Source organism: Nonomuraea roseoviolacea subsp. carminata, from assembly GCF_024172185.1.
In the GTDB taxonomy this organism is placed as follows: domain Bacteria; phylum Actinomycetota; class Actinomycetes; order Streptosporangiales; family Streptosporangiaceae; genus Nonomuraea; species Nonomuraea roseoviolacea.
In genome coordinates this window covers 607,011-619,864 of record NZ_JAMZEC010000001.1, presented here as the reverse complement: position 1 = coordinate 619,864, position 12,854 = coordinate 607,011, and the positions used below count along the sequence as shown (strand labels likewise).

Below are 12,854 nucleotides of genomic sequence, written 5' to 3'. Positions count from 1 at the left end.
GCTGCGTTGTCCCGGGACACCCTGTCCCGGGACAACGGGACACAAAACCGGCGACAATGCTCGAATGACGAAAACCGGACCGGACGGGACGCCGGCGGGCGCCGCCCGCTTCCCCGTGATCGTGGCCGCGGCGGTGACGCTCCTCGTGGTCGCGCTCACGGCCGGCACGGTCGTCCTGGACGTGGTCAACGTCGGCGTCGTCGTCCCGCCGGGCGCCGACCTGGACGAGGCGAGCTGGCCGTACGCCGTGGCCGGGCTTGCCCAGGTGGTGCCCGGTGCGCTGCTGCTGCGGCGGCTGCCCCGGCATCCGGTCGCATGGGTGCTGGTGCTGTCGGGCGTCCTGTGGGGGCTGAACGGCTTCTCCGACGCCTGGTCGCTCCACGCCGTCTACGGCTCTCCGGGGACGCCGGGCGCGGCTCTGGCGTACTGGCTGTACGCCCGGTTCGGCGCGATGCTGCTCGTCGGGCTGCCGCTGCTGATCCTGCTGTTCCCCGACGGCCGCCTGCCCGCCGGGAGGGGCTGGCGGTGGCTGTCGCTGGCCGGTCTCGGCCTGACCGCGTTCCAGGCGGTGGTCTGGCTGCTCGTGCCGATGGACGTGCTGAGCCGTCACTGGGCGGCCGAGCTGCCCGCCGGGATCGCCCGGCTCGACCTGGACCTGATCAGCGTCGGCCTGCCGTACGAGGTGTGGCGGCCGCTGATCGCGGTGGCCCAGGCGGCGGTGCCGCTGAGCCTGGTGGTGCCGTTCGCGGTCATGGTGCGCCGCTACCGCGCCGCGGACCCGGAGCGGCGGGCGCAGATCCGCTGGCTGACGTGGGCGGCGCTGGTGGACATGTTCGTGCTGCTGCTGCCGCTCGTCGCGCCGCCGGGGGTGCCCGCGGCGCTGCTCTGCGTCGCGCTCGGCCTCACCTCGGGCGCGGTGCTGGTCGCGGTGACCAAGTACCGCCTCTACGACATCGACCGGCTGCTGCCGGCCACCTTCCTGTACGGCGTGCTCGCGGCGCTGGCCGTCGTGATCGACATCGTCGTGTTCACCGTGGCGGGCAGCGTGCTCGGGGAGCGCGAGTCGGCGCTGACCGCGATGGCGATCGTGGCGGTGGCCTACGCGCCGCTGCGCACCTGGCTGTGGCGGGCGGCCCGGCGGCTGGCCCGCGGGGCGCGCGACGACCCGTACGCCACGGTCTCCACGCTCGCCCAGCGCCTCGAACTCGCCACCGAGCCGGACGACCAGCTCCGCGCGCTGGCCACGACCGTGGCGGAGGCGTTCCGCCTGCCGTACGTGCGGGTCGAGATCGAACGGCCCGGCGGCGTGCGGTCGGTGGTGGAGCACGGCTCGCCGCGCGGGCCGTCGCTGTCGCTGCCCGTCGCCTACCGCGGCGAGGCGGTGGGCCGCCTCGTGCTGTGCCGGGCCGACCTCACCGAACGCGACCAGCGGCTGCTCGGCGACCTCGTCCGGCAGGCCGCCGCGGCGGCGCGGGCCAGCGAGCTGAGCACCGACCTGCAGCGCATCCGGGCCCGGCTCGTCCTCGCCCGCGAGGAGGAGCGCCGCAGGCTGCGGCGCGACCTGCACGACGGGCTCGGCCCCAGCCTGGGCGCGGTGGCGCTGCGCATCGAGGCCGCCCGCAACCTCGCCGCGTCCGCGCCCGCGGAGTCGGACCGCATCCTGGAGCAGACGGCCGCCGAGGTCACCACCGTGCTGGCCGACGTCCGGCGGCTCGTCCACGACCTGCGGCCGCCGGCGCTCGACGAGCTCGGCCTGCTGCGCGCCGTCGAGCAACTGGCCGACCGCCTCGGAGGGTGTCGCGTCGCCGCCGGGCAGGGCTCCGGCGGGCCGCACGTGGCCGTGTCCGGCGACGGGCTCGCCGCGCTGCCGGCCGCGGTGGAGGTGGCTGCGTACCGTATCGTGTCGGAGGCGCTGGCCAACGTGGTGCGGCACTCCGGCGCAGCGCGCTGCGACGTCACGCTCGGCGTGCGCGAGGGCGCGCTGGAGGTGCTGATCCGCGACGACGGGCGCGGCATCGGCCCGGACGTCGTCGCCGGGGTGGGCATGCTGTCGTTGCGCGAGCGTACGGCGGAGCTGGGCGGCGAGTGCGAGGTGAGCTGCCCCGCGGAGGGCGGCACGCTGGTCCGCGCGCGGCTGCCGCTGGCGCAGGTTCAGGAGAGTCCCGCGATTTCAGGTGCGGCGTCGGCGTCGGCTCTCGTCACAGCGGCGGGCTCCGCTGCGGCGGCGAACCCGGGAACGGCGGCAGACTCGGTTGCGTCTGACGGCTCTGCCCCGTCCGACGGATCGGTTGCGGCGGCCTTGGAGAAGACAGATCTGGAGGCGACAGGTGTCCGATGAGCCGATCCGCGTGCTGCTGGCCGACGACCACCCGGTCTACCGGGACGGGCTGGCGGTGCTGCTGGGCTCGATCCCCGGCGTGGAGGTCGTCGGCACGGCAGCGAACGGACGCGAGGCCGTGGAACGCGCCGCCGCCCTCCAACCGGACATCGTGGTCATGGACGTCACCATGCCCGACCTCGACGGCATCGAGGCGACACGGCGGGTGGTCGCCGACAGCCCGCACATCGGCGTGCTCATGCTGACGATGTCGGAGGAGGACGCCACGCTGTTCGCCGCCATGCGCGCCGGAGCCCGCGGCTACCTGCTCAAGGGCGCCAACCAGGCGGAGATCGTCCGCGCGATCCAGGCGGTCGCCCACGGGGAGGCCATCTTCGGGCCGACGGTCGCCCGCCGCGTGGCCGAGTACTTCTCCGCGCCGGCGCCCACGCCGGACGAGACCATGTTCCCGCAGCTCACGCCCCGCGAGCGGGAGATCCTCTCGCTGATCGCCGCCGGCCGGTCCAATCCGCAGATCGCCTCCGCGCTCTTCCTGTCGCCGAAGACGGTGCGCAACAACGTCTCGAACATCTTCGCCAAGCTGCACGTCGCCGACCGGACCGAGGCCATCGTCCGCGCCCGCGACGCCGGCCTCGGTCGCTGACCTCTCTCAGCCGGGAGCCGGCCGCCGGGACGCGCTGTTCAGGTGGCCGCGAGGTCGGTAGGAGCAGCGGCTCCGTGAACGGGCATTCCCGGGCGCTTTACGCGAGAGGTTTACGGGCCTGCAACCGGTCTGCAAGCCGGGCAAATAGCGTTGATCACGCAACATCCGAGCCGCGTGATCTCGCTTGACCGTGACAGGGGCGCGGGCAGGCCGTGGGTGATCCCGCGCCTCACGGCCTCGCGCGCGCCCGCCCGTTGGGAGCCGGGCCCGCGCGCGCGAGGCTCCTGAGCCCTGGAACTTCTGAGCCCTGGAACTTCTGAGCCCTGAGGCTTCTGAGCCTTGAGCCTTCTGGGCTCAGAAGCTTCTGGGCCCCTGAGACGGCACCGCCGCATCAGCGGAGGGCGCCCGCGACGTCGGAGGGCATCCTGCTCCCGGGCCGCTCCTGACCAGGAACGGGTCGAGCAGTCCGGGCACGGCGCGTGCCGCCAGCTCCAGCCCGGTGTCGCCGCCCACGTCCACCACGTCGTAATGACCGTCACCGGCGGCCGTCGTGGCCGAGACCGTCAACAGCCCGGCGCGGCGCTGAACGTACGACTGCGTGATCGTCCAGCCGACGATGCCGCCACGGTCGAGCGCGACAGTACGCCGGACCACGGCGCCGGACCGGGCCAGCAGATGACGCCCGCCCAGCCCGTGCCCCAGGCCCCGGTACCCGGCCACGGCCACCAGGAGCGCGAGCGGCAGCACCAGGAGCAGCACGGCTGCCACCGCGCCCCACACCCATGCCTCCAGCGCGCCGTCCCGGATCCACGCCTGCACGTCGCCGGTCCCGGCCCAAGAGCCGAGCCCGCCGCCCCCGGCCCAAGCGCCGAGCCCGCTGCCCCGGGTCCACGCCTCCGCGCCACCGTTCCGGATCCACATGGCCATCGCCGCGAGCGCCACGGCGGGGACGACGGCGGCGATCAGCGCCCGCCGCACGCGCCTGCGCCGCGCCGCCGCCGGATGCGGAACAGGCGCGGGCAGGCGCCCGCCCGCGACCAGCGCCGCGATGCGCACCGCCTCGGCCTGGGGGAGGGGCGGGGTGAGCGCCGCCACGTCCTCGGTCTCGCCCTCCCGCGCCTTGCCCAGCCCGGTGGCCACCGCCGTGACGCGCGCGCCTCCGCCCAGCCTCAGCAGCAGCGGCTCTCGGATCTCCACGCCGCGCAGCCGCGACTCGTCCAGCGTGAGGGAGCGGCTGGTCAGCAAGCCGCGCCGCACCCGCCACCGCCCATCACGTGATGCCGGGCGCGCGTCCGGTCCGGTGTCCTCGGGCGCTCCGGGACGGCCGGGCTCGCGTTCCAGGCGGTAACCGCCCCAGGACTCCACGAAGATCAGGAGGGCCCCCGTCACACCGGCCGCCACGTTGCCCGCGACCACCACCGGGATGGTCACCCAAGGCCGCTCCGTCAGCCAGCCCCACACGAGGGCCGCCGTCTCGGCCGAGAACACCTCCACCCCGAGCGCGTCCAGCGGCTTGTAGAGCACGCCGAGCACCAGCGCCGCCCCGGCGAACGACCACACGGTCAGCGGCGCGTACCGAACCCACGGCCACCGCAACCGCGCCACCACCTCGACGGCACGCATCGCGCCCGCAGGCCCGCCTCCCCAGGAAGACCCATGCCCCGAAGAAGCCTCGTCCTCCTGGGAGGGCCCGTTACCCCGCGAGGCCGCGCTTCCCCGAGAACGCCCACCTCCCAGGGATGCCTCGTTCCCCCTGTGACGGCCGCTTCTTCGCGACGTCTCGTCCCCTTCGGGAAGCCCATTGCCCTGGGGTGCCTCGTCCTTCCGGAACGGGGCGCTTCCCCACGCGGCCTCGGTTGCCGAGACGAGCTCGTCCCTTCGACTCGGCTCGCCCGCGAGGACGGGGTCCTCCGTGAGGAAGGCGTCGGCCGGGGCGCCCGACAGGAGGACACGGCGCAGGGTCTCGGCCTCGGAGACCGTCAGCGGGTCCAGAGTCAGCTCGGCGTTCTCGTCCCCGTGGCCACCCGTGCCGATCTTCACGACGGTCAGCCCGAACGCCCGCCGTACCGGATCGGCACGCAGGTCCACGCTGCGGACCCGGTCGCGCGGCACGGACCGGTGCTGCCGGGACACCACGCCGGAGCGCAGCTCCAGGCGCTCGCGCGTGAGCCGCCAGCGCGTCGCGCGCAGCCGCGCCACCTCGTACGCCACGATCCCCGCCACGATGAGCACCGCGACCACGGCCGCGACGGCCGCGATCGTCCCCCACGTCCAGTCGCGCTCGTGCAGCACGCGCACCACCACCACGTCCACCGGCACCACGGCGCCCAGGGACAGCACCGCGGACACCGCCAGGCTGCGCCGGGGCAGCCGGCGCCAGCTCATGTCGCGTCCCCGGGCGTGGCCTGCGTGATCGCGGTGAGCCTGGCCGCCAGCTCGGCGGCCAGTTCGTGGTCCAGCCCCTCGATCGTGATCGGCCCGGCGGCCGACGCCGTGGTCACCGTCACGTCCGCCAGGCCGAACAGCCGCTGCACCGGCCCCCGCGCGGTGTCGACCGTCTGGATGCGCGACATCGGCGCCACTCGCCAGGTGTGGGTCAGCCAGCCCTTGCGCGTGTACACGGCGTCGTCCGTGACCTCCCAGCGCTCCACCCGGTACGACGCCCGCGGACCGGCGACCGCCAACGCCAGGCAGCAGCCCGCGAACCCTCCCACCAGCACTCCGAGCCAGACCGGGTGCCCGGTGAACAGCCAGTACGCCGCCACGGCCGCGCCAGCCACCGGGACGGCCAGGATGAGCGCCTGCGCGGTCCACCACGAGACCGCCCGCGGATCGGCCTGATGACGCGGCGGCCTCAACGCGACCCCGCTCATGCCGTGGCCGGCGTCGGGGGTGTGCGTGCCGCGCCGGAGGTCGGGGTCAGGCGGGGAGGCCAGGGTTCCTCCGTGCCGGGAGACCGGGCTGTCGTCAGGCCGGGGAGCCGGGGCGCCTCCACGCTGGGGGACCGGGCTCTCGCCAGGCCGGTAGACCCCGTCTCCGCCAGGTCGGTAGACCGCGCCTTCGCCGGGGCGGGAGACCGCGCCTTCGCCGGGCCGGGGGAGCGGGGGCGCCCCCCGCCGCGGGGCAGGCCGGGGGGCCGGGTGCTCGTCGTGACGTTCCATGCTCCCGACCATGACACCAGCGGTGACTCCGGCGCGTCCGCCGGAGGTCGCGCGGAGTATCGACTTTGGTCGCTGTCCGCCCGCCCCGCGACCCCCTAACCTCGGGACCTGTGAGCGACCACGACGAGTACCGCTGGGCCCTGCCGGCCGTCCTGCTGGGCGACGGCTCCGCCGTGCGGCCGGTGCGGCGCTCCACCCGTGACTGGATCGTCGACATCGCGATGTTCCTGGCCGCGTGCGGCATCACGCTCCTGACGGCGCCGGAGCTGGAGGGCCTGCCGCGGCCGCTCATGATGATCGAGCAGGTCGCCGGGGTGCTGTCGTGCGTGGCCGTGTGGCTGCGCCGCCGGTGGCCGGTGTGGTTCGCGATGGTCACCACGGTGCTGTCGACGTTCCTGCTGATGGTGGGCGGGGCGGCGGTGGTCGGCATGTTCACGGTGGCGGTGCACCGGCCGTTCAAGGTGGCGGGGCCGGTGGCCGCGTTCGCCATGCTGACGTTGGGCCCGTACGTGATGCTGCACCCCGACCCCGACCTGGGGCCGGCCGGCACGATGACGCTCAGCGTGGCGATCCTGCTGACGGTGTTCGCGTGGGGCGTGGTCGTCCGGGCGCGGCGGCAGCTCGTCTGGTCGTTACGGCAGCGCGCGGTCATCGCGGCCGAGGAGGCCAAAAGGCTCGAACGCGAACGGATCGCCCGGGAGATGCACGACGTGCTGGCCCATCGCATCTCCATGCTGAGCCTGCACGCGGGGGCGCTGGAGTTCCGGCCCGGCGCGCCGCCCGAGGAGATCTCCAGGGCGGCGGGCGCCATCCGGCACAGCGCCCACCAGGCGCTCCAGGATCTGCGCGAGGTGATCGGGGTACTGCGGCACCCGTCGTCCTCCGGCGACGAGAACGGCCCGGTCCCCGCCCCGCCCCAGCCCACGCTGGCCGACCTGCGCTCGCTCGTGGAGGAGTGCCGGCAGGCGGGCATGAAGCTGTCCTTCACGATGGACGGCTTCGAGGGGGCGGGGGTGAGGGGCGGCCCCGGCGGTGGTGCTGGAGAGCGTGCCGCTGACGGCCTCGGAGAGAGTTTCGGCGATGGGGTCGGCGAAGGTGCCGGTGATGGCGCCGGCGAGCGTTTCGGGGATGTCGCCGGTGAGGTGGTGGTGTCCGATGGTCTCGGCCGTACCGTCTACCGCGTCGTCCAGGAGGCCCTCACCAATGCGCGTAAGCACGGGGGCGGCGCGCCGGTGTCGGTGACCGTCGCGGGACGTCCGGGTGACGGGGTGACGGTCGAGGTGCGCAACGCGGTGTGGGCCAGGCAGAGCCCGCGCATCCCAGGCGCGGGGGCGGGGCTCATCGGGCTCACCGAACGGGTCGAGCTCGCGGGCGGCCGGCTGGAGTTCGGCCCGGGGGCGGGAGGTGACTTCCGCCTGCACGCCTGGTTGCCATGGACTCCGTGATCCCGCGGGGAGAAAAGAGCGGGCGGGGACTCGGTGTTGGGGAGATGCGGCGAGTGCGGTCCGGTGCGGGACAACTCGTGGCACGCGTGGGCGGGCACGGTGGTTGGGCGGTCGGGCGTGGTGTGGCGTGGTGGTCGGACAGGCTGGGACGCGGCGCTCGGGCGGCTGGGCGTGATGGGGCGCGGGGTTCGGCTTCAGGGGTCGTACGGCGTGCTGGGCCGGCGTCGGGTGAGGTGGAGCGGGGTCGGATGGGGTGTGGGGATGTGCGTGGTGGAGGGTGGTTACGGTGGACGGCATGACGATCAAGGTGCTCATCGTGGACGACGACCCGCTCGTCCGGGCCGGTCTGGCGATGATCCTCGGCGGCGCCGACGACATCGTGATCGTGGGCGAGGCGGGTGACGGGTCGCAGGTGCCGCCGATGGTCGCCGAGCACCGTCCCGATGTCGTTCTCATGGACATCCGCATGCCTGACGTCGACGGGCTCACCGCCACCGAGGCGCTGCGCGCGGCGAAGGAGCCGCCCGAGGTGGTGGTCCTGACCACGTTCCACGCCGACGCGCAGGTGCTCCGGGCGCTGCGGGCCGGGGCGGCGGGGTTCCTGTTGAAGGACATCGCGCCCGCCGAGTTGGTCGGCGCCATCCGGAAGGTGGCCGCGGGCGAGCCGATCCTGTCGCCGGTCGTCACCCGGCAGCTCATCAGCCACGTGTCGGGCGGCGGGGCGGAGAGCCGCGCCGGTCGCGCCCGCTCCTTGCTCGACCGGCTGAGCGAGCGCGAGCGGGAGGTGGCGGTGGCGGTCGGCCAGGGCCGGTCCAACGCCGAGATCGGCGCCGACCTCTACATGAGCGTCGCCACGGTCAAGGCGCACGTGTCGCGGATCCTCACCAAGCTGGGGCTGAACAACCGGGTGCAGATCGCCCTGATCGTCCACGACGCCGGCTCAGCGAGCTGAACCGGGCCACCGGTCGGTTCAAGCGAGCGAAGCTCAGGGAGGCGGGTGCTCGTCTGGCGGCTCGTCTGCGGAACTGCGGGCGGCCGGGTGAGTAGGTGCTTCTCAGGAGTTGGGACGCGCAGGGTGCGGCTGCAAACCTGGGCGTGGAGGCGGCCTCAGTAGTGGAAAGCCTCGCCGGTTCGGACGCTCAGGGCGGGGAGGGTGAGAAGGCGTCTGGGTGGTGGCACGGCTCAGTGCGCGATCATGCGCTCCAAGGTCGTGCGGTGCAGGACGAGGTCGTCGGGGTCGTCCGGCATGGCCTGTTCGCCGAAGTGGATCCGTCGCCGCCACACCCTCGCCATGATCACCCCATGCCGGAGCGCCGCGTACGTCAGGTGGAAGTCCATGTTCGCGGGCTGATGGCCCGTGAGCTCCTGGTACGTCCGGCAGACGTCGTCCCGGCGCATGAAGTCGGGCAGGCCAGGCAGGCCCATGGCCTCCGTGAGGTCCTGGAAGAACCGATGCAGGAAGATCATCCACGCCAGGTCGAGCTCTCGCGGCCCCACCGCGGCCATCTCCCAGTCCAGTACGGCGACCGGCCGGAAGTCCTGGTACATCACGTTCCCGATGCGGGCGTCGCCCCAGGTCAGCACGTCGGGTCCGGGGTCGTCCGGCCAGTGTGCCTCCAGCCAGTCGAAGGCGCGTTCCAGCAGCGGGATCGGGTGGTCCCCGTGCGCCCATCCGTAGTAGGCGCGCTGGGCGTCCACGTGCGCCCGCAACCCACCCCCTCTGCCGGGGTCAGGGCGTAAGAGGATCGAGAGTTCGTCCCTCGTGAACGGCGTGTCGTGCAGCGCGGCCAGCAGCCCCACGCTCGCGTCCTGGAGCTCTCGCCGTCTCCCGGGCGGCGCGTCGAGCAGCCAGCCCTCGAACGTGTACGGCATGACGTCCGGCGGCACGTCCCCGTCCTCCCGCTCCATGACGAAGAACGGCGTGCCCAGCGCCCCCGGGTCCGGCTCGAACCACAGCGCTCTCGGCGCCGGGACCCCCGCCCGCTCCCTGGCCAGCCGCATGACCTCGAACTGGGCACCGAGGTCGTAGTGGGGGAAGACGGGCACCGCCTCGGTCTCCGGGGCGAGGCGCGCCACGCAGCGCACCGGCCGCCGTCCGGCCCAGGAGGCGGTGAAGAACAGCGTCTCGCTCGACATGCCGTTCGCCGAGGGCCGCGACAGCTCCGACACCTCCACCGGGCCGCCGGTGCGGCCGGACAGCCAGGTGGCCACCCGGTCGTGGAGGGTGCGCAGGTCACGGGTCGATGTCCGCATCTCCTCGGCCACGGCGGTCTCCTCCTGCTGTTCGGGTCCCGCACCAGTGGTATACCCCTAGCAAGCGCTTGTCTACGTGGGGCGAGCGTTACGGTCAGGTACGGGGCAGCCGTACCCTTGTCTGAAAGGGCATGTCACGAAGGGACAGTGGGATGAGCTCAGCGGGTGAAGGCCTGTCTCGCCCGCTTCCCGAACCGGTGCGGCTGAACGTCGTCGACCTGGCGGCCCAGGTCCTCGGCTCGCTCCCCGCTGCGTCCGTTCCGCCCCCGTTGCGGGGCATCGCCAAGTTCGACCCGCGCAAGCGCGCCCGCCTGGGCAGCGCCCCCATCGCCGCGCAGTTGGAGAGCGACAAGGAGTTCCGCGAGCTGGTCGCCGAGTCGGTCGCGGCGGGCTGGCCCGAGCTGGTCGCCTCGCTGGCCGAGGGCCACGTGCCGCCCGCCGCCGACCCCGTGCTCGTGGCCGCCGCGGCCTACCTCACCCGCCCGCCCGGCTGGGCCGACATGGTCGAGGCGGCCCGCGCCGACCTCGAACGCTCCGCCGTGGCCGCCGAGGGGTCCGAGCGCGAAGAGGTCGTGACGCGGCTGCGCGAGCAGCTCGCCGCCCAGAAGAACGCCGCCAAGGAGGAGACCGAACGGCTGCGCGAGCAGCTCAAGGCCGCCCGCACCGAGAACTCCGACCTGCGCCGCCGCCTGCACGAGGCGCGGGAGCGGGCCAGGGCGGCGCAGCGGCACGCCGAGGAGATGGCGCAGGCCGCCGACGAGGCCCGGTCGGCGGCGTCGGCGGCGGGCAGCGCCGGCGAGTCCGAGCTGCGGCGGCTGCGCGAGCGGCTGGCCGACGCCGAGAAACAGCTCGAAGCCTCCCGCCGGGCCGCCCGAGAGGGACGCAGCATCGAGGACGCCCGCATCCGCGTCCTGCTCGACGCCCTCCAGGACGCCTCCGCCGGGCTGCGCCGCGAGCTGGCCCTGCCCACCATGATCAGCCGGCCCGCCGACTCGGTCGCTGCGGTCACCGGCGAGCGTCCGAGCGTGCGCGGCGTGCCCGCCCGCGCGCTGGCCGACGACGACCCGCAGCTCCTCGACCAGCTCCTCGCCCTGCCCCAGGTGCACCTGATCATCGACGGCTACAACGTGACCAAGGCCGGCTACGGCACCCTCACGCTGGCCGACCAGCGCAACCGCCTCATGACCGGGCTCGGCGGGCTGGTCGCGCAGACCCGCGTCGAGGTGACGGTGGTCTTCGACGGGGCCGAGCTGAACGCGCCGGTCCAGGTGGTGGCGCCGCGCGGGGTCCGCGTGCTGTTCAGCGCGCCGGGGGAGATCGCCGACGACCTCATCCGCCAGCTCGTCCGGGCCGAACCGCCCGGGCGGGCCATCGCCGTGGTGTCCTCCGACCGCGAGGTCGCCGAATCCGTGCGCAGGATGGGCGCCCGGCCCGTACCATCAGGACTGCTGCTGCGCAGGCTGGGCCGCGCGTAGACCCGCACTGGCGCCGGCGGCTCCGTTCGGACTCGGCCCGGTGCGGCACTGCCGCCCCGGCCGGACAGGTGCGGTCAGGGGCGCCGACGTGAACGGATGCGGTCGCGACCACCGGCGGTAAAACGGCGGTAAAAGGAATCTGACGTTTAGGTGAGATCACCGCCGCAACTTCTGTACTATTTCGCCCCAGGTGTGTTCCCTGGGAGGCGTCGCTGTGAGGTTGGGCCGGGTGCCGGTGGTCGCGAGTCTCGTGGCCGGGTTGATGATCGCGCCGACGGGTGGCGCGCAGGCCGCGCCGAAGCCGACGATCAAGCAGGCGAAGGCCAAGCTCGCCAAGCTCAACGACAAGGCCGACAAGGTCGTCGACCGCTACAACACGGCGACCGAGAAGCACAAGAAGGCCCAGTCCGTCTACGACGGGCTCAACGCCAGCTACAAGCGCAAGCTCGCCACCGTGGCCGACCTGCGCCAGCAGGTCATCTCCGCGGCGGTCAACAGCTACAAGTTCGGCGGCGACGCCGCGGCCGTGCCCGGCGTGATCACCTCCGACGACCCCTCCACGGTCCTCGGCAGCCTCGCCCTGGCCGACCAGGTCTCCAGGGAGCGCGCCCAGAAGCTGGCCGCCTTCGACCGGGAGAACCGCGGCCTCAAGACCGAGCGTGACAAGGCCGAGGCGGCCCTGGCCGCCGCCGACGACGAGCGCGACGCGGTGCGCAAGGAACGCGCCGAGGTCCTCAAGCTCATCGCCCAGCAGAAGAAGCTGCTCGACCGGCTCGGCGCCTACCGCGCCGGTGACCCGAACAGCACCGGCATCAAGTACTCCGGCCCGGCCTCGGGCAACGCGGCGGCCGTCCTGAGGTTCGCCTACGCGCAGGTCGGCAAGCCGTACGTGTTCGGCGGCACGGGCCCCGGCGGCTGGGACTGCTCGGGCCTCACGCAGGCCGCCTGGCGCGCGGCCGGCGTCTCCCTGCCACGCACCACCTGGCAGCAGTGGGCGTGGGGCGCCTCGCGCAAGGTCTCGCTGGACGCGCTCCAGCCCGGCGACCTCATCTTCAGCAACGGTCTGGGCCACGTCAGCATCTACGCGGGCAACGGCCAGATCGTTCACGCGCCGCAGACGGGCGACGTGGTGAAGGTCGTCACGCTCTCGTCGTACGGCGGCAGCATCGTCGGCGCCGTACGTCCCTGAGACCGGCCTCGGCCGGCGGCCCCGTCGCCCCCTCGCAGAGGGGTGTGGCGGGGCATTTTAGCGATCCTGCCGCTATTCCGTGACGGAAACGGCAGTAAAGAACTGAACGGATCTGGTGCCGTTCATGGTCGGGTGGCCTGGCATGGCGGTCGGGGCAAACCTGACAAATGCGACGAAAGAGCCTTGACTGGCCAGTGATGCGTCAAGTGTGAGCAGAGTCACATTTGCGTAACGAATCATGGTGACAAGCTGGGACTCATCGTCTTACTAACACCTTATGTGGATCTTTACAGCTTGACGGTGGCTTTGCCGTTTCATGACTTGTCGGCGTAACTTCTGGCGTCGCGGCG

9 protein-coding genes are annotated in these 12,854 nt (G+C 73.3%); 6 read left to right on the top strand and 3 right to left on the bottom strand.

All coding sequences use genetic code 11. From position 1 onward, the window contains the following. The first annotated feature begins 64 nt into the window (after positions 1-64). Positions 65-2,338: a sensor histidine kinase gene (locus tag HD595_RS02800; RefSeq protein ID WP_253765412.1), complete on the top strand. Its 2,274-nt coding sequence runs from the start codon at positions 65-67 to the stop codon at positions 2,336-2,338. After that, entirely contained in the window at positions 2,328-2,981 is a 654-nt protein-coding gene (locus HD595_RS02795) for a response regulator (protein WP_253765411.1), read from the top strand. Before HD595_RS02800 ends, HD595_RS02795 begins: the two co-directional genes overlap by 11 nt. Before the next feature lie 354 nt (positions 2,982-3,335). Here the strand turns inward: HD595_RS02795 and HD595_RS02790 are convergent, their stop codons facing one another. Together HD595_RS02790 and HD595_RS02785 are read right to left on the bottom strand one after the other, a co-directional pair. Continuing rightward, on the bottom strand, positions 3,336-5,366 hold the full coding sequence (locus HD595_RS02790) for a PH domain-containing protein (protein ID WP_253765410.1): 2,031 nt from the start codon (positions 5,364-5,366) through the stop codon (positions 3,336-3,338). Beyond that, complete coding sequence (locus HD595_RS02785) at positions 5,363-5,854, bottom strand: PH domain-containing protein (RefSeq protein WP_253781025.1); 492 nt, start codon at positions 5,852-5,854, stop codon at positions 5,363-5,365. Before HD595_RS02785 ends, HD595_RS02790 begins: the two co-directional genes overlap by 4 nt. Before the next feature lie 398 nt (positions 5,855-6,252). Here HD595_RS02785 and HD595_RS02780 point away from each other — a divergent pair, with 398 nt between their 5' ends. Together HD595_RS02780 and HD595_RS02775 are read left to right on the top strand one after the other, a co-directional pair. Further along, on the top strand, positions 6,253-7,587 hold the full coding sequence (locus tag HD595_RS02780) for a sensor histidine kinase (protein WP_253765409.1): 1,335 nt from the start codon (positions 6,253-6,255) through the stop codon (positions 7,585-7,587). A gap of 295 nt (positions 7,588-7,882) precedes the next feature. Continuing rightward, positions 7,883-8,539: a response regulator gene (locus tag HD595_RS02775; protein WP_253765408.1), complete on the top strand. Its 657-nt coding sequence runs from the start codon at positions 7,883-7,885 to the stop codon at positions 8,537-8,539. Positions 8,540-8,769: 230 nt separating this feature from the next. On the opposite strand, the gene HD595_RS02770 is transcribed toward HD595_RS02775, so the two are convergent. Continuing rightward, positions 8,770-9,852 carry a phosphotransferase family protein gene (locus HD595_RS02770; protein WP_253765407.1) on the bottom strand — a complete coding sequence of 361 codons (1,083 nt, stop codon included), beginning with the start codon at positions 9,850-9,852 and terminating at the stop codon, positions 8,770-8,772. Between the two features lie 140 nt (positions 9,853-9,992). On the opposite strand from HD595_RS02770, the gene HD595_RS02765 reads away from it, so the two are divergent. Then, entirely contained in the window at positions 9,993-11,315 is a 1,323-nt protein-coding gene (locus tag HD595_RS02765) for an NYN domain-containing protein (protein WP_253765406.1), read from the top strand. 214 nt (positions 11,316-11,529) lie between these two features. After that, positions 11,530-12,504, top strand: a complete 975-nt coding sequence (locus HD595_RS02760; protein ID WP_253765405.1) for a C40 family peptidase — start codon at positions 11,530-11,532, stop codon at positions 12,502-12,504. Positions 12,505-12,854: the final 350 nt, after the last annotated feature.

Coding starts and splice junctions, on each gene's coding strand:
- HD595_RS02800 (WP_253765412.1), top strand. CDS start 65: ATGACGAAAACCGGACCGGACGGGACGCCGGCGGGCGCCGCCCGCTTC.
- HD595_RS02765 (WP_253765406.1), top strand. CDS start 9,993: ATGAGCTCAGCGGGTGAAGGCCTGTCTCGCCCGCTTCCCGAACCGGTG.
- HD595_RS02775 (WP_253765408.1), top strand. CDS start 7,883: ATGACGATCAAGGTGCTCATCGTGGACGACGACCCGCTCGTCCGGGCC.
- HD595_RS02790 (WP_253765410.1), bottom strand. CDS start 5,366: ATGAGCTGGCGCCGGCTGCCCCGGCGCAGCCTGGCGGTGTCCGCGGTG.
- HD595_RS02785 (WP_253781025.1), bottom strand. CDS start 5,854: ATGAGCGGGGTCGCGTTGAGGCCGCCGCGTCATCAGGCCGATCCGCGG.